This is a genomic window from Candidatus Manganitrophaceae bacterium, from assembly GCA_016200325.1.
In the GTDB taxonomy this organism is placed as follows: domain Bacteria; phylum Nitrospirota; class Nitrospiria; order SBBL01; family Manganitrophaceae; genus Manganitrophus.
In genome coordinates this window covers 1-24,572 of sequence record JACQEZ010000014.1, presented here as the reverse complement: position 1 = coordinate 24,572, position 24,572 = coordinate 1, and the positions used below count along the sequence as shown (strand labels likewise).

Sequence of the window (24,572 nt, the reverse complement as noted above, 5' to 3'; positions counted from 1 at the left end):
CCCTGATTAGCAGCTTAGCACATTCATTCTGTACGAAGCAAAGCTTTTCAAAACCGATTACTGACTGAATGTGTAACGGAAGGTGGAGAGAAGGTCGGCTTGCCCTGAGGAGAACATGCTGAAATCTTCTTGAAAAAGCAGGGTCACAATATCGCCGTGATGAAGCGGCGGAATTTCCTTATCGACCCCGGAAACAAAGTCGACCGAGTTGAGAACCAGCTCATCATTCACAAAAACCTTGGCAATAATGCTATCGGGCAATGGATTTTTCTCTCCGGGCGGAATGATCGCGGCCGGCCCTTCCGCACTGACCCGAAAGGAGCCCTTCAGCGTGCCTGTTTCATTGGGAAGCATGATCTTCAAATCGACGACGACTGCGCCTTGCATCGATGCCACCGGCGCAAGAAAATCGGTCGGCACGGCGTCTGTCGTCTCCAATTTACCTCTAAAGCGGATTGCGCCGGGCTCCATCTCTAAACGCATCTCAGCCTTCGCGCTCCGATCGGTTCCCGCCTGATCCGTGCTGGCCGCTTGGAGGGTCTGCGGGAAAGAGGCAAAATCGGGAAGCGCCGTCTTCTCCGTCTTTCCGGGGCTTCTCCCGAAATTTTGATTCGCCGTCGCAGAAACCATCCCCGATTTAAGGATCGGAATCGCCTTCCAGTCGGCCGCTTCGGCCAGATGGATCGTTGAAAGGATAAAAAGGAGCGTGAGAATTCGGGTCATTTACTACTCCTCAATCGTATGTTTGCGCATGTTCGCGCAGGTTCGACGGAGTGCTTTATAACGGATTACGGATAAATTGTCCAGCGCTCTTCTAATTAAGGAGAAAGAAGGTCAGTTTTTGACAGAACGGTGCTGCGCAAGCGCAACGCTTATCTCTGGTCGTCACGCGGGAAAACCTTAATCCAGGGGCTCTTTTCCGACTTTCCGAATTTTTTGATTCGCTCCGCAAGATCGGCGCCCCATGTCCCGTTCAAGAGCAGCTTTGACAAGGCATAAACATCGAGGGATGAGACCTCCTCCCACTTCCCGGCTTCCTTGATCGCCCGCTCCAGAGCGGCTCTTCCCGGATCGCTCTTCCCCTGAAAACGGATATTGTCATAAACCTTGATCCGGACTTTGTGCGTCTTGGAAAAGAGAACCTCGACCCCCTTTTTCCGGGCATAGGCGAGGAGCGCTTCCTTGACCTTCTCCACTTCTCCCTTGATCCGCGCCTCTTCGGATTGAAGCGCCGCCAGGCGCTCTACGAGGAAGACCCCCTCTTCGCTCATGTACTCGTTTTTCGAAAGCGCGGCGGTCTCATACTGGTGGCGGAAGAGGGGACAGAGGGCTCGGTACTCGCACCAGCTGCAAAGCGCGCTCTGTTTGACCGGAAAATCGGTCGTCGTCTCGATCTCTTGGATGAGCGTGATCGTCTCCTCCCGCAATGCGTCCAGATCCGCTCGCGTCCGGCGAGAATGAAACTCCTGATCGAAAATCAGATAGTGCCAAATCAGCTCGACCTCTTTTGTTTCAGGCCAGAGCTGCTGGATCGCCATCTGATAATAAGCAAGCTGGCGATCTTGATCGAGATCCTGCTGCGTCGGGAAAAAACCCTTCGTCTTATAATCATGGATCCAGATCACCCCGTCCTTCGGCTGGCTCAGTCGGTCTATAAACCCCTTCATAGAATATTTTCCGTCGGGATCGAGAGCAAACTGCACCGGATGCTCCAGACCAAGCGTCCGGGTCTGATCGAAGGGGGCATATCGGCGATAATAATCGACCAGACACTTCTCGCCGAGGGCCCGATACTCGTCCGGGGTCATCTCATCGCGGACGATCTGGATGTCACCGTGCCACTCCTTTTCCCAGATCTCCTCATAATAGGAAAGCAGCTCCTCCAACGACATCTTTTTGCAGAAGCGGAGATTAAGGTAGAGCTGATAGAGCGCCTCGTGGACGCGCGATCCCATAAAGGCTTCGACCCCTTCAAGGGAGGAGGGAACTTGATCAATATAGGTAAATTTAAATTTTTGGGGACATTGACGATAGGTTTCAAGTCGGGATGGGGAATAGATCATCGGTTCCGTCCGAACAGCGGTGTCGATCATGGATGGGTCCCGCCGAAAACCCACCGGCGGGCGCTCTTTGGCGGCTATTGTAACCCGGCCTACAAATAAGAGTCAAAAGATATTTCAATGACTTTGATTGAATCATGTAAGGAATCGCACTTTGATCCGACTTCTTTTTGACATTGAATGAATGGGGTGATAGTGTGAACCAAGAAATAAGGGCCCTTCCGATGGAAGAACCGAACAAAAAAGAGGAAGCGTCCCCCGATGCAACGCCGGAAGAGGGTCTCTCCGCGCCGATCCCCTCCGAAGAGAACCGGATCGCTCCCCTTCCTCCCGACCGTCGTTGGCGATTCCGACATCCCCTTTTTGTCCGGCTCGGTCATTGGCTCAATGTCCTCTGTCTTCCGATTCTTCTGATGAGCGGGTTCCAAATCTTTAACGCCCATCCGGCGCTCTATTGGGGAGAGCGGTCCGATCGCGACCGGCCCCTCTTGGCCATGAAAGCGGTCCGGACGGAGAACGGCGAGATGCGGGGGGTGACCACCCTCTTCGGCCATGCCTTCGACACCACCGGCCTTTTCGGCGCCTCGCGGAACGAAGCGGGCGCGCTCTATCGCCGGGGTTTCCCGGAGTGGATGACCCTGCCGGCTCATCAATGGCTGTCGATGGGACGGCGCTGGCACTTCTTCTTCGCCTGGATCTTTGTCCTCAATGGGGTGATCTTCGCCTTTTTCTCCCTCGCGCGCCGGCATCTCTGGCTCGATCTCCTTCCGAAGAAGGAAGACCTTCGACGGATCGGCGCGGCGATTCTCGACCATCTTCGCTTCCGCCATCCCGCCGGCGAGGAAGCAGCGCATTATAATGTCCTTCAGAAGATTGCCTACACCAGCGTGGTTTTCGTCCTGGCCCCCCTAATTGTCTTGACCGGGCTAACGATGTCGCCCGACATCGATGCAGCTTTTCCCGGCCTGCTCACCCTGTCCGGCGGACGGCAGTCGGCCCGGACCATCCACTTTATCGCCGCGTTCGCCTTCATCGGTTATACCGTCGTTCACCTCCTGATGGTGGCAATCACAGGCCTTCGGAATAACCTTCGATCAATGGTCACCGGATGGTATCTCCTTCCGAAATCTGGAGCAGAAGATGAAGAAACGAATTAGCCTCGGCCGAAGAAACTTCTTGGTCCGCGCCGCCCAACTCTCCGGTCTTCTTTTCCTGGCCGGCTGCGAGAACCTCTCACGGAAGCCGTGGTTTGAAGGGTTTCTCAGCAGCGCGGAAGGGGTCACCCGCCGGGTGCAGCGGGCGATTACCCCCCGCAGAGCGATGGCGCGCGAGTATACCGAGGCCGATCTCTCGGCCGATTTTCCGGTGAACGGATCGACGAACCCCGACACTGAAGAGTATGTCGCCCTCGCCGCAAACCAGTTTGCCGACTGGCAACTGGAGGTGAGCGGCCTGGTGGAACAACCGACCGACTTCTCCCTCGCCGAGCTGCGACAGTTTCCCTCTCGCACCCAGATCACACGACACGATTGCGTCGAGGGATGGAGCGCGATCGGAAAGTGGAAAGGGGTCCCGCTGAGCCTCATTCTCGAGAAGGTCCGACCCAAAGCGGACGCCCGCTACGTCGTCTTCCACGCCGCCGATCCGGACGAATCTGGAAATTACTATTACGAGAGCATCGACTTCGAAGATGCCTATCACCCTCAGACGATCCTCGCTTACGACCTCAACGACCGGCCGCTCCCGATCGGGAACGGCGCGCCGCTCCGGCTTCGGGTGGAACGGCAACTCGGCTACAAGATGGCGAAGTACATCATGCAGATCGAACTGGTCGATCGCCTCGACCCTATCGCCGGCGGAAAAGGGGGTTACTGGGAAGACCAAGGCTACGAATGGTATGCCGGGATCTAGCGTCCGACCCAGCTTCCCTCCCCCCCTCCTTCTTCATAAGTGCCCCGCACACTGGACACCCCGCTGATATTCAAAAAAGGGATGTAAGGAATACGGAACCCCCTCCGACCTATATATATGGAAGGAATCACTCAGCCACCCCAACAATAAGACCGGCAAGGGGGAAAGGGGGGGGCGAAGGAGCCGGAGCGTATAAAGAAATAACAAAGTATGCTAATTTAAATGAAATAGCGCTGCAGGAGGACGATCATGAACGGGACACTCGGAATTTTAGCCATCATCGCAGGGGGACTGACGGTCTTGAGCCCGTGCATTCTGCCGATTCTTCCCCCTCTTCTGAGCGCCTCCGTTTCGGGAAATCACCGCCACCGACCCTTCTGGATTGTTCTTGGGCTTGCGATCAGTTTTACCGGCTTTGGCGTGATCTTCTCACTCTTCGGCACCTTCCTCGGCCTCAGCAACGCCATGCTCAGAGATGCCGCCCTTATTCTCTTATTCTTCTTCGCCTTCACCCTCCTTTGGCCCTCCCTTTGGGCGGGGATCGGGGTGAGGATCAGTGCCCTCGTACAGCTGATCCCCGGCATGGGCGAAATGTCAGGCAAGCAAACGGCGGTCTCTTCACTCTTGCTCGGTGCGTCGCTGGGACTGATCTGGGCTCCCTGCGCCGGACCGATCCTGGGAATCATTCTGACCTTGGCGGCGGTGCAGTCCTCTTTCGCGCCGACGCTCCTCTTAATGGCCGCATATTCTCTCGGAGCCGCGGTGCCGATGCTGATGATCGGATATGGCGGCCGGCGGATTTCAGAGCGGGTTACGTCATTACGGAAATGGGGACCGTCCTTTCATAAGGCCCTGGGCGCCCTGACCCTCGCCACGGTCGTGGCCCTCTTTTTTAACCTCGACACCCTGCTCCTCGCCAAGCTGCCGGGATCGCTCTTCGTCGCCAACCAAATCGAAAAACAGCTGACCGGAACCGTCAACACCCCGTCCGACCCCGGCAGCGCCTTCGGACCCGACAGTGCTCTGGCCGCCAACAAGAAGTCTCCCTATCCGGTCCTCGGCACGATGCCGGAATTTGCCGAGGTCACCACCTGGCTGAATTCCCCGCCGCTCACCAAAGAGAGCCTGCGCGGCAAGGTGGTGTTGATCGACTTCTGGACCTACTCCTGCATCAATTGCATTCGGACCTTGCCGGCGGTCACCCGCTGGGATGAAAAATATCGCGATCAGGGGCTCGTCATCGTCGGCGTCCACACGCCGGAGTTCCAGTTCGAGAAAGAGGTGGGCAACATTAAGTCGGCGATCGTTCGGCACGGAATCAAATATCCGGTCGCCGTCGACAACGACTACGGCACCTGGAAGGCATACCACAACCAGTTCTGGCCGGCGAAATATCTGATCGATGCGGAGGGGAAGCTGCGGTTGACTCACTTCGGAGAAGGAGACGAAGATGTCTTCGAGCAGGCGATTCAATCGGTCTTGATGGAGGCAAAGCTCCTCCACCGACCGGTGGCAGTCGATGAGACGAAGCGAAACGCCGACCTGCGCCGCATCCACTCCCCCGAAACCTACGTCGGCTACAGCCGCGCGAGCAATTTCTTTTCCAACGAGCGGATGGCCCTCGACACAACGACAAACTACACCCCGCCCCCCGCGCTCCGCCTCAACGACTGGGCGCTCGGCGGCACCTGGAAGGTGGCCGATGAGGCGGCGATCCTTCAAGCCCCCGGCGGCAAAATCCAATTCCGCTTTCAAGCGCCGAAGCTAAATTTGGTGATGAAGGGAAGTGATAAAGGAATTCCGGCGAAGGTTTTGGTCGACGGGGCGCCGATCCCGGCGGACATGCGGGGGAGCGATGTCGGCGCGGACGGCAAGACAATCATCAAAGATGCCCGGCTTTATAACTTGATCACCCTACCGAAGGAAGACGATGCGGAACACCTGTTCGAGATGATCTTCGAGAACCCGAGTGTGGAATTGTATGCGTTTACATTTGGGTGAGAAGGTTTGAATAAAATTAAATATAATCCAATTCTTTTAACTTTTAGAGGCCTCACTCTTCGGACCATTATTGTCCTCCCATAAGGGAAGCCTTGCGTTCAAATAGTTAAGAAGAAGATTATATCTTATAGAAAGTTTTGTGTTCCGTGCTTCTCTCCATTTCTCGAGTTCTTTTTCTGCAAATTTATATGCCTTCTTAGGAATATCTTTAAAATCACCGACAAAACCGTTAGGAGCCATATGCTTTTTAAAACCTTCCCCAAGGTAATCTAAAATCAAATTACCATCAACATCTCGTGCGAACAAAGAAAGACAAAAGTCTGCCATTTGGCTACCAATCTTCGTTAAAGGGTCCGACCCTTCGGCTCTCTTCATACTCATAAGATAATTAATCACTTGGTCTCCAATAACTATTCGAGGATACTGAGCCACTTCGCTCTCCAGGTGGTAGGCATCCAAAAGAGCAGATCCATATATTTCTCCTTCGTAGAATTCAGACGCCCAACCGATTTCGATTCCTCCACGGCACACATGACCGATCGCCAGAGAGATCAGAAAAGTTGATGCACAAGCTGCTAAAGCGGCGAAAACTCCATTTATAGGAGCTTTAATTGTTTCATCATTCAATGAGACATAAACCACAATTGTATCTGAGAATCCTTGGAACTTCACTTCAGTTTTTCGAGCTTCTATAAACATTTGTCGATGTTCCTCAGGAATCATTTCCATAGGAATCGTGCTTTTAACCTTCTCACTGAAAAACTTCTCAAACGATGTGCGGAATCCATCTACGACACCAAAGGTCTCCCTAATTACTTGGGAGAATGTTTCTTTCTCATCTGCCGTGACAGGAAGTCTCTTAAATTTTTGCAGGGACTCTTTCTGATTTAAAATATCAATAAAAGCAATAAGGTAATAATTGAATCTAACTGGATCTTTCTTTTTGTTTCTTCCCATTTTCGATTCTCCAAGTCACTTAGATTAGACTCGAGTCTCCAGCTGTGTTATTGTACGATTACAGCTTTAGTTACACAAGGAGAACTCTGTTGCAACCTAACCAACCCATTGCCACCCTCACCGACAACGCCGTCCAAAAAGTCCGCCAGGCCCTACAGGGCCGAAGCGACATCGGCGTGCGGCTCACCGTCACGCGTGAGGGCGGCGACTTTAAATACAAGTTCGACTACGTCGCACCCGGGCAGGCCGATCCGCGCGATTTTGTCTTCCGATGCGGAGAATATCAATTCTTCATCAATTGGGAATCGGAGCCTCTGATCAAGGGATCGACGATCGATTACTCCAGCACCGGGATGGCGCAGGCATGGGTGATCGACAATCCGAACCCGGCGTGGGATACCGACCTGGCCCGCGAGATCTCAAAGGTCTTCAACGAAACCATCAACCCCGGACTGGCCGAGCATGGCGGCCACATCAAGCTCGTCGAGCTCAAAGAAAACATCGCCTACGTCGAGATGTCGGGCGGCTGTCAGGGATGCACCATGGCCGATAAGACGCTGCACCACGGCGTCATCCGCATCCTCGCCGAAAAATTCCCGCAGATCACCGGCCTCGTCGATGTCACCGACCACTCCGCCGGCACCAACCCCTTCTTCTCCACCCCCACCGGAACCATCCCCACATTTAAACATTAAAACTCAAACGTTAGGCATTCAACATCAAAAGGAATGCGCGCTCTACACCTCTGTTCCTGGGCGGCCGCAACAGGGTTCGACAGGCCTGTCCTGAGCGAGCCGAAGGGCTCACCCTGAACGGTCATCCTGAGCGTGTCGAAGAGCAACCGGAGTAACATGGAAAATCCAAAGGCGCCGTGGCAAGCCGGCCCCTGCGGTGGGGCGTGGAGTAAAACCCCGCGACCTTAGAACGTACTCTCCCAAACAATCATCCAGAAATATTTCCGCCTCGCCGACGACAGGTTGCTAAATAGTGACAACCCCTTTCTGTCTTTGGCCCCACAGTTCTTCCTCAACCTCGACAACCATCCTCCCGTAGATTGGCCGCCTGAATCCAATCACAAAGAGGCATAGAACTTGCGCCTCACGATGCCCCAGACGACGCAGGTAAAACGACGGAGGAGGAGAGATGGCTTACGGATGCGAACAAGCATTACTGGAGAACGATCCGATTAAACGGCTCGCCCTGGAGTGGCTCGGAACAACCCATCTCGGCGATCGATCGCGAAATCACTATCTCATGCGAGCGCTGCGAAAAATCACCCTTCCGGAAAACGCGGCCGTTCTCAATGCCGGATGTGCCAACGGCGCCCACTCCTTTTATTTGGCCGAGCGTTATCCGGGGTGGGAGATCACCGGCGTCGAAATCGAGTCGGAGAAAATTGGGCGCGCAAAAACCATCGCTGACAGGAAAGGGACCCAAAACCTCTCGTTTCAGGTGGGCGACATACAAGGGCTCCCCTTTACCGAATCCTTTCACCTGATCTTCTCAATGCATGTCCTGACCTTTCTGAAAGATGACGTTCAGGCGCTAAAACGTTTTTCCAGAGCGTTGAAGCGGGGCGGTTATCTCATCCTCTCGGTCCCCACCCCGCCGGGCCCGCCGCTACGGCAACGTCTCTTTCCCTTTTTGAGCCGATCGGAAAAGAACAACCCCTCTCCTCAAGAAAGTAGCGTGCGGTGCAACGTCGAGCGGTTCGGTTATACGAAGGAGGAACTTGAGGGGAAGTTGGAGCAGGCGGACCTTCGGTCTTTACACATTTCCTACCCGGCGGGGCCGATTTGGCAGTCGGCCTGCGTGTTCGAGAAGTCGATTAAAAAGAGAAAATTTCTCCGCCGCTTGGTTCACCCGTTTCTGATTTTTTTGGTCGATCTGGACCAATGGCTTCCGATCGAATACCGATACCCGATCGGCCAGGATTGCCTGGTGATCGCACAACGGCCGACGTAAACCCCAAGCCCGCGAATGGGAAATCTATACCACCATGGGATATGCCTCTGCGGCGCGGAGGATCGCCTCGGCGACGGTCGGATAGACATGGACGGTCCGGCAGACCTCCTCGACCGTCAGCTTGCTCTTGACGATGAAGATCGCCTCATGAATCGCCTCGGCCGCCTTCGCCGCGAGGAGGTGAACACCGAGGATCCGGTGACTCCCCTCCTCCACCACCAGCTTCACCCAACCCCGGTCGGCGGTCGCTTTCGGGAGCTCCTCCGGAAGGGAGAGATCGACCTGCTTCACCGCATGGCCCGCCGCACGCGCCTCCGCCTCTTTGAGGCCGACGCTCGCGACTTGGGGAGAGGTCAGGATGGCATAAGCAATCCCGAGATACTCCATCGTATGTCGGCTCCCCGTCAGCGCATTCTCCGCGGCGAGCTCCCCTTCCCGGTCGGCAATGCTGGCGAGCATTCGCCGGTGCCCCCGGATATCCCCGGCAGCAAAGAGCGTCGGAATCGATGTTTGAAAATAAGGGGTCGTCTCAATCCCGTCGTTCTCGGTTCGTTTCAGCCCGATCTTCTCCCATCCGAGAGAATCGGTGTTCGGACGCCGTCCGATGGCGACAAAAAGGGCCGGCGATTCGAAAGCCACCCGTTCCATTCCCTTTCGAGCCGTCACCCGATGGCCCCGGCGGTTCGGGAGCGACTCGACCTGCTCCGGCTCGACGCCGGTGTGGATCTCCATCCCCTCTTCTTCAAGGTAACGCCGGAGCGCTGCTGAAATCTCCGGCTCCTCGCGCGGCAAAATCCGATCTTCTTTTTCGAGGAGGACGACCTCGGTGCCGAGGTGGAGAAAAAGCTGGCCATACTCCAGACCGATCTCCCCGCCGCCGATCACGATCAATCGCTGCGGCCGGCGGGTGAGCGACTGGACCCGGTCGCTGTTGAGCGGACCGCGTTCCGCGAGCCCCGGAATCGGCGGGAGGATCGGAGAGGAGCCGGTGGCCAGAAGAATCTTCTCGGCGGAGAGAACCGTTCCGTTCACATCGACCGCCTCGCCGGAGATAAGCCGACCTCTTCCCCGAATCAAGGTGATGTTCGGATGGTCCGACACCATCCGCTCCTTTTCTTCGCGCGCATATTGGACCACCGCATTTTTCTCCGACATCAAGGCGGTAAAATTTAACCGACTTCGGCGGGGCTTCACGCCGCGGAAGGAACGGAGCTGGCCATAGTAATAGCGCTCCGCGGCCGTGACGAGGTGCTTGGTCGGAAGGCAGCCGCGGTTGGGACAGGTGCCGCCGAGGTCGGCCCCCTCCACCAGCGCGACGCGTGCGCCGAGTTCCGCCGCTTTGAGGGCACCATAGAGTCCCGCCGAGCCGGCCCCGAGAACCAAAAGAGAATATCGCTCCATCTCCACTCCTTTGAATGAATAATTCTTCTCAATTATAAAAGTTTTCAGACATACCAAACAATGGGAGCGCGAAAGCGCTCCTCAGTATGGACGAAGGCGGCTCAGGTCTAGGCCCGCCTTGACGCGCCGGCCCTTTACAATTCGTTGTCGATGAGAAAACGGCCGAGAAGTTCGAGCGGGGGTTTAAAAGTGAGATGAAGCGACAACAACGTGAAGAAAAACCGGGCAGGTCAGGCGCTAACGATTCCAGTCAAACCAGCGGCGGAGGATTTTTTTCTTTCCTCCGGTCAGCGCTCCCTTTCGCCAGGCGACGGCCACCTTCTTGATGACCTCCGCCTGGGTCGGATAGGGATAGATCGTCCGGGCGATCTTCCCCAGTCCGATCCCCGCCGTCATCGCCAGCGCGAACTGAGAGATCAGGTCGCCGGCGTGAGAGGCGACAACCGTGGCGCCGAGAATCCGGTCCGTTCCTTTTTTCAAGTGAACGCGCGCGAACCCCTCTTCTTCCCCGTCGAGAATCGCGCGGTCTACTTCACGGAGTGAAACGGTATGGCTTTCGACCTCGATTCCTTTTGCCTCGGCTTCGGCTTCATACAGTCCGACGTGAGCCACCTCCGGATCGGTATAAGTGCACCAGGGAATGATCAGCGATCCGGTGCCGGCATAGCCGAGCCCGAACGGATGGGGGAAGAGGGCGTTCTGGACCACGATCTGCGCCATCGCGTCGGCGGCATGCGTGAACCGTTGCGGAGAGCAGACATCTCCCGCCGCGAAGATTTTTGGATGAGTCGTCTGAAGGCGGTCATTGACCTGGACCCCCTGCTCGGTGTCATACGCGATCCCCGCCCCCTCCAGCCCCAGCCGATCGACATTCGGCCTCCGGCCGGCGGCGGCCAGAATCGCATCCCCCACCCAGCGCTTCTCCTCCCCGGCCGCCCGATAGTGAAGCACCTTTTCACCCCCTTGCCCTTCCGCTCGGAGAAGATCGGCCTGGAAGCGGACCGTCACCCCTTCTCGCTCCATCCGCGCCAGAAGAATCCGGGCGGCGTCTGCCTCTTCGCGGGGAAGAAGCTGCCGCTGTTTCTCAAAGAGGGTGACGCGGCTGCCGAAGCGGGCGAACGCCTGCGCCAGCTCACAGCCGATCGGCCCCGCACCGAGGACCGCCATCCGCTGCGGGAGCTCGGTCAGGCTGAAGACCGTTTCGTTCGTGAGAATCCCCGCCTCCGCCAGCCCGGGGATCGGCGGGAGGACGGCGTGGGCGCCGGTGCAGAGGACCCCTTTCGAGAAGGAGAGCCGCCGGCCGTCCACCTCGACCGCATCGGGCGCGACGAACCGGCCTTCTCCGATGAAAACATCGACCCCCTTTTCTGTAAACCGCTTCGCCGAATCGTTGGGGCTGATCTGCGCCCGCAGCTGTCGCATCCGGGCCATCACCGCGCCGAAATCATGTTTCACCCCGGCGAGACTCGCCGCGCCGAACGCTTCGGCCCGGCCGATTTCGGCCCAGGCGCGGGCGGCGCGGAGGAGCGCCTTGGAGGGGACGCAACCGACGTTGAGACAGTCGCCCCCCATCAGATGACGCTCGATCAGGGCAACCTTCGCTCCCAGCGCCGACGCGATCGCGGCGGTGACCAGACCGGCGGTGCCGGCCCCGATGATGACCAGATGATATCGGCCGCGCGGCTCCGGATTGATCCATCCCGGCGGATGGACGTTGGCGAGGAGCTGACGGTTGTACTCATCATCGGGGAACATCTTTCCCGCTCGATCTGCAGGCGCGCTCACGGCAGGTGAACCGGGTTGGTTTTTTGAAGCGCGCTGTTCAAGTCCATTTTTCGATCATACCTTTCCGGATTGGAAATAGAAATGCCGAAAATCACCGATTGGAGGCGCGGCCGCTTACCCGGCCCGTTCACTTTTCAATATTCGGCGAAGTCCCCTTCCCTCTTCGATAAAAGAACGGCATCGAGAAAACCAGCACGAGGAGAAAGAGCCCGATTAAAAAGAGGGGGGAGAATTCTCCTTTCAGCAGACCGAGAAGGGAGCTGGAGAAGAGCACATAGGCCGCCGTCCCCGGAAGCATGAAGAGCCAAGAGGTAAATAGATAGATCGGAAACGGAATCTTCGTCAGCCCAAAAGCATAGTTGAGGAGGTTGAATGGAAAAAGCGGGATCAACCGTGTGATCGCCACAAAAAGCCACCCCCGCTCGGAAACCCCTTGATCGATCTTCTTCCACCGCTCTCCGAGCATCTCCGAGACCGCCCCGCGTGCGAAGTAGCGGGCGACGAGGAAGGCCAGTCCGGCCCCCAGGGTGGAGCCGATCGACGCGTAAACGGTCCCCCAGACCGGTCCGAAGGCCAAGCCTCCTGCGACCGTCAACGGAAGACCCGGCAGAAAAAGGACCGGAGCGATCGCGAAGATCGCGATGTAGAGCAGCGGCCCCCAGGCTCCCCACCGTTCGATTCCGCTCCGGAGTCGCTCCTGATCGAGAAGGTCGCCCACCCCTCCGAGGCGAACCGCCGCAACAAGGGAGAGAAACACCAGGAGAAAGAGGATCGCGCGCCTCTGGTTCGACTTCACCATCCCTCCCACCGAAGCGACTCGAAAGCAAGACGCTCCGTCCCATTGCAATCCCGTCACGTCGCCGCTATTTTGGCAGAGTTTTTTGAGGTGTCAAGAATTATCGCTGTGGGAGCTGATTCGGATTTCGAAGGAAAGGGACGTAGGCGTCAAGAGGTCCCGTGCCGACGCAAATCGCTGATCGGCCGACCTGGCTGTCCACCCCGCCGAATGACGCGAACACAGGCCGGGTCCAAATCCGGAACCGTCTTGAAGGTCTGCGCTGAGGGGACTCATCCCTTTTTCCCCAAATCGCTCCCGGCAAGGCGTTGAAGCGACCCGGTTTTTAGTTTTTGAAGATAAGAGGAGAGCACCTTCTTCATTCCGCCTCGGACGAATGCGACCGTCGTTTTCTCTCCCTCCCCCTCCATCACCTCTCCTTCTCCAAAGGTCGGATGGCTGACCATCTCCCCCTTTCGGAACGGACGCGGAGACGAGGAAGCGGTTCGCCTTCGGAGGGGCGCCTTTGAGGTCGACCGAAGTGCGGACCGATCGGCGGCACGCCGGCAGTTGTCGCAGCGACCGCAGTTTTGCTCGACCGTCTCACCGAAAAAATTCCTCAAATACCGGAGCCGACACATGGTCGTCTGGATGTAGCGGAGCACCCCCTGAAGACGTTCCTGGTCGCTCCTGTGCTGTCGCTCGTAGTCGATCAAGAAGGTTTCCAATTCGGCGCGGTCTTTAAACTCGCGCAGCTGATGAATCCGCTGCCGCTTTCGCTTAACGATCCCGGCCTCATCCAATTGAGCAGCCACCACCTTGACCCGGCGCTCCGCCAATCCCGAAGCGGCGATTAATGAGGTCAAAGAGACCCCTTCCCCCGGCTCCACATCTTCGGAGAACTCACTGAGAATCTCATAGAATCGAAGCGACTCCTCCCGGTGGGGAAACCGCTCCGCCAGAGAAGCGGATTGAATCCGCCGGTCTTCCAGCCGGCTGCAGAGAAGGATCGCCCGCGCCGGATACCGATCTCGTCCCACGCGCCCTGCCGCTTCATAATAGCGCTCGAGCGAGTCGGGAAAGGTGTAATGGACGACGAAACGAAGATCCGGCCGATCAATCTTCATCCCGAAAGGAGGGGTCGTCACCATGACCTGAAACAGATTGTCCATAAATTGGCGTTGGGCCCCCTCACGCTGCGCGGCTTTTCCCTTTTCACAATAGAGAGCGGAACTCACCCCCGCCGACAAAAGCCATCGATAGAGCTCTTCGGCCTGTTTTGCCGTCGTCACATAAATCAGGCCGGTCCCCTTCTCTTCCCGAAGCAGCTGCAGCAGAAGCTGCCGCTTGGCCGCATCGTTCACCGTTCGAAAAACCTCGAAAAAGAGATTTTCGCCTGCCGCACCGGCAGGGACCATGGCCGATCTTTCCGTATTGTGCTGCACGGCTCGATCTTTTTGATCATCCCTGACCTTCTCTTCTGACATTCTTATCGGTAGCGCACCGCCTCCGATGAATTGGGGATGAGACGTTCCGGGTCCCGGTCGACCTCTCCCCTTTATCTCATTCTAGAAGATTAACCCTGTCTTCAGCAAGGAGGCTCGGCAAAATGATCCGGTTGAGCCTAGGGGCCCGGATGAATGTGCCGGATGAATGTGAAAGCTGACGATCAGCGATGGCGCCCTTAATCTTGGATGCGCCGTCCATTAGCTGCGCCGGGGTGCCGGCACCGGATCGGTGGCCGGAGGCCGGCCATGTCGGCCAACCTCATGTGTGTAGGCCTCTTCCTTGGATCTAAATACCTCTCCACAAACAGCGCATTCAAAACGAGGGGCATGCTCTAGCTCATGGGATAGAAGATCTTGTTGGCTTGCTAATATTTTTCCACAGACCTGACACTTATAACCCTCCATGCTATCTCCTCCTTCATCTCCTCTAATTTTTAGTGAGTGTAAGATCACGTAATGAATGACCCGTCGTTATCAAGTTCAGAATAGTCTGTCGGCAAGAATTTTAAAGTGTCCTCCCTTACATCTTTCACTTCCACCCTTCAGAAGAGATTAATTTTTTCCAAGCGCTCTTACTTAAGAAAATAATTGCAAATCTCCGGACAAACATGCTACAACCCCGTTAATCGAGGGGACCTCCTTGAATACTGAAAGCGCCATGAATCGACTGCCGGAGCGGGCGGCGTCGTCCTCCGACCCGGAAAAATGGGTCGACCTGCACGGAAATATCCTCTATCGCTTCGCGCTCCTTCGGCTGCGTGATCCAAAGCTTGCCGAGGATGTCGTCCAGGAGACGCTCCTCTCGGCCCTGCAGGCCCGGGATCGTTTTTTGGGCGAATCGTCCGAGCGAAGCTGGCTCATCGGCATCCTCAAGCACAAGATCATCGACCATTTCCGGAAGAGCAGCCGGGAAATGCCGATTGAGGATGCGACGCAATTCGAAGCGGAAATGGAAGGGGTCTTCGACGAGCAGGGACATTGGAAACGGGATGAGACCGGCCCGGCCGAATGGGCGGCCGATCCCGGGGTCCTCTTTGAGCGAAAGGAGTTTTGGGTCGCGCTCGACGGCTGTCTCTCAAAACTGCCTGCGCGAATGGCCCATGTTTTCTCGCTTCGGGAGATCGACGACATCAGCAGTGCCCAGATCTGCGACACCTTGAAGATCTCCACCTCGAATCTCTGGGTCTTACTCCATCGCGCCCGAATGCAGTTGAGGAAGTGCCTTGAAGTTCACTTCTTCGGGAGAAATTCGGTAGAGAGCAAGTGAATATCCTCGTCCAATTTCTCGCACGGATCACCCCTCCTTGTAAGGAGGTTGTTCAGCAGATCTCAGAGTCGATGGAGCACCCCCTCTCGCTGCAGCAAAACGTTCGTATGCGGCTTCATTTTCTGATTTGCAAATGGTGCGCGCGCTACATGAAGCAACTTCACTTCATTCGAAGCATCCTCCGGCGAGACGCTGAGAGAGCGGGTCAGAACGCCCCCGCCGCCCTCTCCCCCGAGGCAAAGGAACGGATAAAACGGTCACTCCGTCCTCCAACGGAATAATTTCCTTATTCTTTGTAAGGTTTTTACCGTTTCTTCGACTCATATCATTCTCATTGTTTTCTCCATAAGATTTACTTTTTTATTTTTTATGTAAGGATTGCTCCGTCTCGGCGACCTATCGGCGAACAGGAAGTGGCTTTATTACCTTACACTCAAGGAGGAGAGCGATGAAAAGACCGATCTATCCGATCATGGCAGGGGGACTCCTTTTGTCCGTCTCCCTGATTGCGGCGCCGATCGCCGGCCCCGTTCCGAGCTCTGAAGCGACCACCCATCTCCTTTTAATGAAGAGCGGGGTGGAAAATACGAGCTTCACCCAAGTGACCCTCCCTCTTTTTCAGGGAAGACGTCTGACCGACACCGTCTGGTATGTCGTCACAGAATCTTCCAATGAAAAAGATGCCATCGCCCGCGGCGTAAACTTCTCTCCGAAGCTCGCCAACACCAAGGGAACCCCGGCTGCTCAAAAAGTGACGGTCACCGGCGGGATCGTGAACTTCAACGCGAGCGTCGACTTTACTCCTGTCCATTCGGTCACCCCGGGACCGACCGGATTTCCCCCGCTGGCGGCCCAATACGGCTCCGTCGGCGATCCGGGGTACACTCCATTGATCGAACTGCCCGATGGAACCGTATTGAATGCGCCCCATCTGGCCAACAAGACCGGCCAGCACGACAAGGTCCTCTCTATTAACTTCACCCAGCGAAAGGTGGTCCTCCGAGAAACGGAGGGACGCTATGCCCACAAGCCGGTCCACTACGTCTCTTTCGACGCCACTGATCCGGGGGTGGCGGCACTGGAGGGATCGACCTATGCGCCGGCTTTAAATGCGGCACCGGGAATCGGCCGGGACGACCTCACCTCCGCCCGCTCTCCCATCGTCCCTTTCGCAAACGGTCAAACAGGCGCCACCAATCCCGATCGCCAAGGGTTGAGCTCCGCACTGATGGGAGATGGAGATCCGCTCAATGTCTTGGAGGTGATCCCCCTCAGCGCCGGCTACAGTCCCCTCTGGGATGCCTTTCTCTCGTTTTGGACCCCGAGCGCCGTCGCGAGCAAGCAAAATTATATTCGAAGTGATTTCTATCAAATCTCGGGTCTGGCGGCGCAAGGCCTGATTACCGGCCCGGGAGGGGCGACCTGGGGCGCCGTCGGAATCATCATCAATTGCCCCGTCATCAGCGTCGACCACTGACACGATCAACACCTTCTCCCCCGCCCCTGGGAGAAGTGCAACAACGGAGTAATAGGTCCTTCACAAAGACAAGGAGGTTGTATGAGAAGCATCCACCTTTTGGCGCTCGGGGCAATGGGGGTCTTCCTCTTGTCCGGAGCGGCTTTTGCACAAAACATCCAGACAAACACCACCAGTACGACGGTGGGATCAACCACATTCGGGTTTGCCATCACCCCGGCCCAGCTGGGAACGGTGATGCAGGCGGACACCGCGCCGACCTGCGGCGCCCGAGGCGCCGACGGGGTGATGACCTGTACCTTAACCAATTATGTGAAGGGGGTCGGGATGCCGGGCTCATTTACCGGAAATCCTTTCAAGATCGTCTGGACCAGCGCCGACTTCGGCTGTGGGCTTCCCTGCGGCACCGACGGCGGCGCCGATCCGCAAACCGCGCCCGACTTCGACGGGCCGAACACCCTGACCGGAACGATCAACTCGACGATCGATCTCGGAATCGGAACCGCGACCGGAGCGCCGTTCCATCTGGCGGGACACATTACTTTTACCCTCGACCCCGCTACCATGAAAGCGTCAATCGATCAGCAGGTCATTCAAGAGATCAATGCGGCAACCGGATTGACCACTGCTTTTGAGGAGACCGATAAAGCGGCCTCGTTCGTCGCCGGAGCGGGATCTTCGATCTTCTCATTCAGCGGTCCGGTCAATATGACCACATCGATGCATCTCACACAAACGGGAGAGCAAGGGCTCCCCTCCCCGACGCCGTTCACCCTCGACGTGACGACGCCGTTCGCCTACAACGGCCCGTTCAACGCGAGCACGGCGGGATTTTCCGGAAGTACCTTCCCGACCCCGGAAACATTCTTCACGCCGGGACTCAACACGCAGCCGGACGATACGCACACCCCGAACATAGACGAATCAAGCCTCTTTCCCGTCATTTTCTGATCTGATCTTCTTGACTCTTCCGGGGGATTCTTCTCCCCCGGAAGAGCGCCTCGCCGTCGTTCCACTCTCTTCCTCGTCTAAACATTTCTTGGTCTTGACTTGAACCTCCATGGCTTCGATTACTATTTGGGATAAATTTTATCCGGCCCGGTGTAAGGAGTTCCCGCCTCGTGCGACATACATCCGTGCAGATTGAAATCACCTTCACCCTACCAAGGAGGACGGCAATGAAAACAACAAAACAACAGCTCGCCGCATGGACGCTTCTCTTCTCCCTCTCCGCACTGTCGGCGACGGCGTCGGCCAAAGAGGATCTGACGATGAAGGGAGGAGCAATGAAGACGGGACACACGCTTCTCCTCAAGAGCGCCGTGGAGAACGCCGACTTTACCGAAGTCACCCTGCCGATCTTTGAGGGACGGCGCGGGGGCGAGACCGTTTGGTATGTCGTGACGGAGTCTTCCGACAAAGAAGATGCGGCCCGCCGCGGGGTTCACTACTCCCCCAAAATGGCGAATGCCAAAGGGACGAACGCGGTCGAGAAGGTGAAAATGACAGATGGGATGATCGAGTTTACCGGCAGCGTGATCTTCACCCCGGTCCGCAGCGTCGTTCCGGGACCGACCGGATTCCCCCCGAAGGAAGCAAAGCCGGGCGCCATCGCCGAGGCCGGCTACACCCCGCTGATCGAGCTTCCGGATGGCACGGTGTTGAATGCCCCCCATGTGAAGAACGGCACCGGCGAGCATGATCGGACCGTTTCGATCGACATGAAGAATAAAAAGGGAATCTTCCGGTTGACGAAGGGCTTCTTTGAGGGAAAGGTCGTCCACTATACTTCCTTCAATGCCTCCGATCCCGGCGTGGCTGCGGTCGAAGCGGCCACCTACACCCCCCGGCTCGCCGCGACCCCGTCGAAAGGCTCGAACGCCCCGACCTCCGCGCTGACCGGATTGATCCCCTTTGCAAACGGCCAGACCGGAAAGATGAACCCTGCCCGCCAAGGACTCAGCTCAGCGCTGATGGGCGAAGGGGATCCGTTTAACATCGTGCAAGAGATCCCCTTCGGCGATCGCGCCACCGCCTATAGCCCGATGTGGGATGTCCATATCGCCGTCTGGAAGGCGGAGGCGATCACCGCCAAAACCAACGCCGCCCAGATGGATTTCAATACCGTCGCGCGGCTCGCCTCGGAAGGACGGATCACCGGTCCGGACGGCGCCCCCTGGGGGGCGATCGGGGTCGTCGTGAACTGCCCGATCGTCAGCATCGATCAATAGACCCAAGGAGGAACACCCCTCCAACCCGCCGGAAGAGCGCGTCTCCTCTTCCGGCGGGGCCTTTTTTACCGCCGCTTGAGTATCTGAACCGATCATGGTACATATCAAGAGAGCCGCTCTTCTCGGCACGAAAGAGATCTAATGAACCGGAAGGGGCGCACGAGAAGCAGCTTTGCCGTTCACTCATAAGGGAGAAACGATGGAGAGCTATTACCATCCGGGGGATCTCGGGAAGTTTGCGGAGATGGGAAAAGGAAACAAAGAGCTCTGGGAGAAGTTCATCGGCTATTACAACGCCGTCTTCGCCGAGGGGGCGCTGACCGAGCGGGAGAAGGCGCTGATTGCGCTGGCGGTCTCCCACGCCGTGCAGTGCCCCTACTGTATCGACGCTTACACACAGGCCTGCCTTGAGAAAGGCTCCAATGTCGAGGAGATGACCGAGGCGGTCCATGTCGCCTGCGCCATCCGCGGCGGGGCCTCATTGGTCCACGGCCTCCAGATGCGGAATGTGGCTCACAAGTTGTCGATGTAGGAGAGATAAAAATGGCTGAAACAAAACTCAGCCTGAAGGCCCGTCGCAGTCCGCTCACATCGGAACGCGAGCAGATTCGAATTCTCTCCCGTACCGACAGGTGCTCCCCTTTCGAGGAGCGGATGCGGCAGGCCGGGTTCGACCCGCTCTATGCAACCGGCATTTCGGTTTTCCAGATGAATCTCGGAAAACTCTGCAACCAGACCTGTCGTCATTGTCACGTCGATGCCGCCCCCGATCGCCGAGAGGTGATGACCCAGGAGACGGCGGCGCGTTGTATCGAAGCGCTGGCGCAGACCGACATCCCGACGGTCGATATCACCGGCGGCGCCCCCGAGTTGAACCCGCAGTTCCGGTGGATTGTGGCACAGGCGCGTGCGCTGGGCCGACAGGTCATCGACCGATGCAATCTCAGCGTGCTGCTTTTGCCGTCCCAATCCGATCTCGCTCCCTTCTTGGCCGGCCATCGGGTCGAGATCATCGCCTCTCTTCCTTATTATCGTTCCGCACAGACCGACGCGCAGCGGGGAGAGGGGATCTTCGAAAAGTCGATTGCCGCCCTCCGGCTTCTTAATCAGATCGGCTACGGGGTCGAAGGAAGCGGCCTGATTTTAAATCTGGTCCACAATCCGGTCGGCGCATTTCTTCCACCGAAACAAAAAGCGATCGAGGGACAATTTCGCAGGGAGCTGGAGCACCGATATGGCATCGTCTTTAATCACCTTTATACAATCACCAACATGCCGATCAGCCGCTTTCTCGAATTTTTAATTGAAACGGGGAACCTGGAGAGTTATATGGAGCGGTTGGTCAACGCCTTCAATCCGGCCGCCGCTGCCGGGGTGATGTGCCGCTATACCCTCTCCGTCGGCTGGGACGGCACCTTGTACGATTGCGACTTCAATCAAATGCTCAATCTACCGGTGAGCGATCTGACACCCCGACATATCTCCGATTTTAATCCGGCCGCCCTTGTTCATCGCCGCATCGTCACCGGAAACCATTGCTACGGCTGTACGGCCGGGGCCGGCTCCTCTTGCGGCGGAGCGGTGACCTAATCATCGATTCACTTTTCAAAAAAAAGGGGGGTGGCGAATCGCCATCCCCCTTTTGACTTTACTTTTGAAGAGACTTACTTTCCGGTAAACTCAAAATTTGCCGTCGCTTTTCCCTTCGCTGCGACTTTAATCCCCTTCTGCTCAACGAAGCCGAGGGACGGGTGGAACGCCTTCAGTTCGTATTCGCCGGGAGGAACATCGTCGATCGAGAATGTTCCATCCTCGTTGACGATCGCATAATAGGGGCTGGCAACCGGGAGGAACCAGACGTTCATGTAATTGTGCTGATCACACTCGACCTTCATGAAAGAATCTTCTTTCTTGAAAGCAATCGGCTTGATCGTCTCTTTGATCGTTTGGCCTTTCTTAGGAAGCGGCTTGTTGAAGAGGGTCGTGCTCTGGGATCCTTTCATCTCATAGCCGTGGGGATTATGGAGAACCCCTTCCTTCGACTTCTCCTCGCTCGGATCGGCATCTTCATTCGTGAAGCTGATGTCTTTTCCCTTCATAACGACACCGACCGACTGGGAGGGGCCGCCCTGGACGAGGAATTCACAGAAATGTGCCTTCACCTGGGTTCCCTCGAACTTGAAGGGCTTTCCTTTTTCAATCTTCTCGATGAAAACGACTGCATCCGACAACCCGCCACCCTTTACCTTGACATCCTGACGGACTCGGTTTCCCTTGCCATCCGAATCAGCCTGGCTGCAATACTTCGGTTGCGGAAACTTCTCAAAAGAAAAGCTTTGGGGAGGAGGAGGATTCCCCTTTAAGGTCACTTTGCCGGTGATGGATCCTCCGTCGGCCACCGGCGCTTCTGCGTATTCCGCAAAGGCCAGCGTCGTCGACAACAAACCCAACATCATTGTCGTTCCAAACAACCTGCCAAACTTACTCATCTGTTTCTCTCCTTGTTTTAGGTCTTGAACTCAAGAGAAAGCCGACTGGCCTTCTCATTCCCCCATGGTTGCTTATTTGGTTCAAGGATATTGGTAGGAATCGCCTTGCATTCCGTTTGCACTTCCACAGGATCAGGGAAGAAAAACTTCCGTCATAACCTACCCGGTTAAGCCTTACTCCCCACGTTGCCGTGGAAGGCATTTAGTTTTATCAAAACGCCTTCTACTTTGCATCGTACCCTGAACATCAAGTCGGATGCCGCCTGATGAAGCCGCGGTCCGAAATGAGGGTATGAAGCTGGCCCCCATAATATTTAAAAAGATTCACCTTTGTCAAGATTCTTTTTAAACAAATCTGGATTATCGGCTCTGAATAACGCTGTTTCGCGTCAGGAGCCGACTCGGCCGCTTCCGAAGGGAGTTTCTTCCCTCTATATTTTATGAAGCAGTTGGGGAGTAAATAAAAAAGGCCCTCGGAGCGCTTTTTCTCCGAGGGCCGGTGAGAAATCATTACGGAGTGGCGGCTTTGAAATTGTCAAAGTAGGTCGTGAATGCGGCCGACGTATAGGAGCGAAGCCCGGCATAATTGCCGGCAGACAATGCGACATCCGTTGCGGCGATGGCGATGGTCGACTCATTGGCGAAATAAACGGTCAGACTGCTCCCCTTGACCACCAGACGAAGCCGATAGTAGGTATTATAGGCCATCGCCCGGGCCGCAGTGGCTATTTGCGTATAGACCCCATTGACCTTCTTGAAGAGAGCGATGTTTCCGAGACCCGGGTCGAGCCGGACATAATAGAAATTGTTGGCGTTCGACCAACGGGCGATCACCCCGCAACTATTGCCGCTGGCGGCCACTTTGCAAGAGGCAGCGACGTCTTGATTGGCGCCGATGATGGATAGCCGTTGTGCCTCTTGACTGGCGGTGTCAGTGTTTCGGACCTGATTGTTATAGATTTGATACGCGGGGGTATAAACATTCCAGTTTTCCCCCAGGCTGCTGCTATTTGCCCGGTCGAATGAATCGCTCGCTGAAATGCTGGTGGCAGAAACAGGCGGAGACGAGGAGGATGTGGAAGAGAGCACTTTTGCCAACTCCTCTCGCGCGCGAAGGATCCCGGTGCTGGAGGTGGTGCTTCCCGCACTTTTATTCCAGGCAAAAGGGGTTAATTTTCTGACCCCGTCCGCCGGATCGACGATCGCCACGTAAGGATCCAGAATGTTTGCCTTGACCCACGCCTGGCCGTCCAATCCCGCCTGATCCTTCTTCGCCGCCACCAAGGAGAGGTATTCAAAATCCTCAATTCCTTCTCGAATCAGCTTCAGCCGGATGCTGGCAATCGGGATATGGTGGGTTCCGCCGATCTTGTCGGGACGGCCGGGATAGAGGAGGGTGCCGTCTCCGTTCCCGGTGAAATACCAGAGATTCTTCCAGGGGTCATTCCCCGGGATATTGTAGGCGTAGACCGCCTCGTAGTAGAGCTCGGTCGTCGGACCGGGGACGGCATAGTCGACCTGATAGTTATAGGTCAACCATTGAAAAGCGCGGCTATAGACCGCCGGCAGATCGACCATCGGCGTGGGAGGTCCCACCTCCGACCCGCCGCAGCCGTGATTGCCGCAGCCCTGATACCACCAGAGCTGTTTTCCCGCGGCAATGATCGAGTCGTAGCTCTTCCGCAGGTTGGTATTAAACGGCCAGGGATCTTTCGGCCGGCCGTGCATTAAGCGATTCGGAACGGTCCAGATATCAATATATTTAGTGTAATTGGGAACGCCCAGATAGTTTGTAAAACACTCTTCGGTCGCCTGGCGCGTGGTCGTCAGCATAATAGGGATGTCGATCGCGTTGTCTGAAAAATATTTCGCTTTTTGGTAGAGATCGGGCCAAACGTGATTGGTCACCCCGACATAGTTCCGGCTGCAAGATCGGACTGTATTGGAGAGAGAAGGATAGGGGGGCTCATCCCAGAGATAATAAAAGAGCTGCGATTTCCACCCCATGTCGGCAATGTGCTGGGTGTAACTGCGGTAATAAGCGACCGACCGAACATCGGTTGAGCTCAACCCCGTCCCATCCCGCATCCGGGCGCGGGTGAGCTTTGTCCCGGGAAGCTTTCCGTTTGGAAGCAGGTTGGGATCTCCTCCGGTGAGAAACTGCGGATAACGTTGATTGCAGCTGGTCGAGATGGCCGGAAGGGTCCAGGTGATCGACCCGGTGTTGCTGTTCCAGGGCGGCGTTGGCCAAATGCTGTTTTCATTCGAAATCTTATGCAGCAGCATCTCTTTGGTATAAAGACAGATGATCTCCCAATACTTGGCATCGGTGATGGCTTGTGTCCCGTAATGGCCATAGGCGGTCTCTCCCAAGCCGACCGAATAAGCGGTCTTGAGAGTGGGAACCGAGGGGAGATCAAAATTGCGAACAGTCAGCTGAACGGGGATCTTGGTGGCGACCGTTGATCCGATGGTGACCTGCGCCGTTCCTTTATAGAGGCCGGCAGGGGTTCCCTGCGGCACATAGACATCGACCCACACCCCCTGTTTTCGACCCGAGGCGACATTAAAGGGAAAGGCCGCGACCGTCTCCCCCGGCATCCGGCGAACTTCGCCAAAGTACTCATCGACTTTGGGCACCAGTCCGTCCGGCCAGAGCCCCGGCTTCGCCTCCGAGGAAGAGAGCTTGGTGGAGACGATCGAAATATAATGCTCCCGATAGATCACGATATTCTTCGGCCGGCC

The 24,572-nt window shown here is 56.5% G+C and carries 22 protein-coding genes; 12 read left to right on the top strand and 10 right to left on the bottom strand.

Features of this window, described 5'->3' with window-relative positions:
- Nucleotides 1-57: 57 nt before the first annotated feature.
- Both HY282_11765 and HY282_11760 read right to left on the bottom strand, forming a co-directional pair.
- Nucleotides 58-723, bottom strand: a complete 666-nt coding sequence (locus HY282_11765; GenBank protein MBI3804426.1) for a hypothetical protein — start codon at nt 721-723, stop codon at nt 58-60.
- 149 nt (nt 724-872) lie between these two features.
- Nucleotides 873-2,063, bottom strand: a complete 1,191-nt coding sequence (locus HY282_11760) for a PD-(D/E)XK nuclease family protein (protein ID MBI3804425.1) — start codon at nt 2,061-2,063, stop codon at nt 873-875.
- Nucleotides 2,064-2,284: 221 nt separating this feature from the next.
- Between HY282_11760 and HY282_11755 the strand changes: the two genes are divergently transcribed.
- The 3 genes from HY282_11755 to HY282_11745 all read left to right on the top strand — a co-directional run bounded on the left by HY282_11755 (nt 2,285) and on the right by HY282_11745 (nt 5,972).
- A complete protein-coding gene (locus tag HY282_11755; GenBank protein MBI3804424.1) occupies nt 2,285-3,217 on the top strand; it encodes a cytochrome b/b6 domain-containing protein in 933 nt (310 codons plus the stop codon).
- On the top strand, nt 3,201-3,971 hold the full coding sequence (locus HY282_11750; protein MBI3804423.1) for a molybdopterin-dependent oxidoreductase: 771 nt from the start codon (nt 3,201-3,203) through the stop codon (nt 3,969-3,971). Before HY282_11755 ends, HY282_11750 begins: the two co-directional genes overlap by 17 nt.
- Before the next feature lie 249 nt (nt 3,972-4,220).
- Nucleotides 4,221-5,972 carry a cytochrome c biogenesis protein DipZ gene (locus tag HY282_11745; GenBank protein MBI3804422.1) on the top strand — a complete coding sequence of 584 codons (1,752 nt, stop codon included), beginning with the start codon at nt 4,221-4,223 and terminating at the stop codon, nt 5,970-5,972.
- Nucleotides 5,973-6,008: 36 nt separating this feature from the next.
- On the opposite strand, the gene HY282_11740 is transcribed toward HY282_11745, so the two are convergent.
- Nucleotides 6,009-6,929, bottom strand: a complete 921-nt coding sequence (locus tag HY282_11740) for a hypothetical protein (protein ID MBI3804421.1) — start codon at nt 6,927-6,929, stop codon at nt 6,009-6,011.
- Between the two features lie 89 nt (nt 6,930-7,018).
- Here HY282_11740 and HY282_11735 point away from each other — a divergent pair, with 89 nt between their 5' ends.
- The gene (locus tag HY282_11735) at nt 7,019-7,624 is read left to right on the top strand and encodes a NifU family protein (protein MBI3804420.1); all 606 of its coding nucleotides are present in this window, start codon (nt 7,019-7,021) and stop codon (nt 7,622-7,624) included.
- Nucleotides 7,625-8,072: 448 nt separating this feature from the next.
- A complete protein-coding gene (locus tag HY282_11730) occupies nt 8,073-8,894 on the top strand; it encodes a class I SAM-dependent methyltransferase (protein MBI3804419.1) in 822 nt (273 codons plus the stop codon).
- Between the two features lie 24 nt (nt 8,895-8,918).
- Here the strand turns inward: HY282_11730 and HY282_11725 are convergent, their stop codons facing one another.
- The 5 genes from HY282_11725 to HY282_11705 all read right to left on the bottom strand — a co-directional run bounded on the left by HY282_11725 (nt 8,919) and on the right by HY282_11705 (nt 14,768).
- Entirely contained in the window at nt 8,919-10,295 is a 1,377-nt protein-coding gene (locus HY282_11725) for an NAD(P)/FAD-dependent oxidoreductase (GenBank protein MBI3804418.1), read from the bottom strand.
- A 237-nt stretch (nt 10,296-10,532) separates the two neighbouring features.
- Complete coding sequence (locus HY282_11720) at nt 10,533-12,050, bottom strand: mercuric reductase (protein MBI3804417.1); 1,518 nt, start codon at nt 12,048-12,050, stop codon at nt 10,533-10,535.
- A gap of 157 nt (nt 12,051-12,207) precedes the next feature.
- Nucleotides 12,208-12,879, bottom strand: a complete 672-nt coding sequence (locus HY282_11715) for a TVP38/TMEM64 family protein (GenBank protein ID MBI3804416.1) — start codon at nt 12,877-12,879, stop codon at nt 12,208-12,210.
- A gap of 269 nt (nt 12,880-13,148) precedes the next feature.
- Entirely contained in the window at nt 13,149-14,273 is a 1,125-nt protein-coding gene (locus tag HY282_11710; protein MBI3804415.1) for a RecQ family zinc-binding domain-containing protein, read from the bottom strand.
- Nucleotides 14,274-14,561: 288 nt separating this feature from the next.
- On the bottom strand, nt 14,562-14,768 hold the full coding sequence (locus HY282_11705) for a C2H2-type zinc finger protein (protein MBI3804414.1): 207 nt from the start codon (nt 14,766-14,768) through the stop codon (nt 14,562-14,564).
- A gap of 235 nt (nt 14,769-15,003) precedes the next feature.
- Here HY282_11705 and HY282_11700 point away from each other — a divergent pair, with 235 nt between their 5' ends.
- From HY282_11700 to arsS, 7 genes are all read left to right on the top strand, one after another.
- On the top strand, nt 15,004-15,630 hold the full coding sequence (locus tag HY282_11700; GenBank protein MBI3804413.1) for a sigma-70 family RNA polymerase sigma factor: 627 nt from the start codon (nt 15,004-15,006) through the stop codon (nt 15,628-15,630).
- Nucleotides 15,627-15,911 carry a hypothetical protein gene (locus HY282_11695; GenBank protein ID MBI3804412.1) on the top strand — a complete coding sequence of 95 codons (285 nt, stop codon included), beginning with the start codon at nt 15,627-15,629 and terminating at the stop codon, nt 15,909-15,911. Before HY282_11700 ends, HY282_11695 begins: the two co-directional genes overlap by 4 nt.
- 167 nt (nt 15,912-16,078) lie before the next feature.
- Nucleotides 16,079-17,107, top strand: coding sequence for a hypothetical protein (locus tag HY282_11690; protein ID MBI3804411.1), 1,029 nt, complete (start codon nt 16,079-16,081; stop codon nt 17,105-17,107).
- 81 nt (nt 17,108-17,188) lie between these two features.
- Complete coding sequence (locus tag HY282_11685) at nt 17,189-18,058, top strand: hypothetical protein (GenBank protein ID MBI3804410.1); 870 nt, start codon at nt 17,189-17,191, stop codon at nt 18,056-18,058.
- A gap of 227 nt (nt 18,059-18,285) precedes the next feature.
- Entirely contained in the window at nt 18,286-19,338 is a 1,053-nt protein-coding gene (locus HY282_11680; GenBank protein ID MBI3804409.1) for a hypothetical protein, read from the top strand.
- Nucleotides 19,339-19,537: 199 nt separating this feature from the next.
- Nucleotides 19,538-19,870, top strand: coding sequence for a carboxymuconolactone decarboxylase family protein (locus HY282_11675; GenBank protein MBI3804408.1), 333 nt, complete (start codon nt 19,538-19,540; stop codon nt 19,868-19,870).
- Nucleotides 19,871-19,881: 11 nt separating this feature from the next.
- Nucleotides 19,882-20,928 (top strand): arsenosugar biosynthesis radical SAM protein ArsS, encoded by a 1,047-nt coding sequence (gene arsS / locus HY282_11670; GenBank protein MBI3804407.1) that lies wholly within the window; start codon nt 19,882-19,884, stop codon nt 20,926-20,928.
- Nucleotides 20,929-21,002: 74 nt separating this feature from the next.
- Here the strand turns inward: arsS and HY282_11665 are convergent, their stop codons facing one another.
- The gene (locus HY282_11665; GenBank protein ID MBI3804406.1) at nt 21,003-21,827 is read right to left on the bottom strand and encodes a carboxypeptidase regulatory-like domain-containing protein; all 825 of its coding nucleotides are present in this window, start codon (nt 21,825-21,827) and stop codon (nt 21,003-21,005) included.
- Nucleotides 21,828-22,337: 510 nt separating this feature from the next.
- The coding region (locus HY282_11660) for a DUF4091 domain-containing protein (GenBank protein ID MBI3804405.1) at nt 22,338-24,572 on the bottom strand (2,235 nt) is incomplete at its 5' end.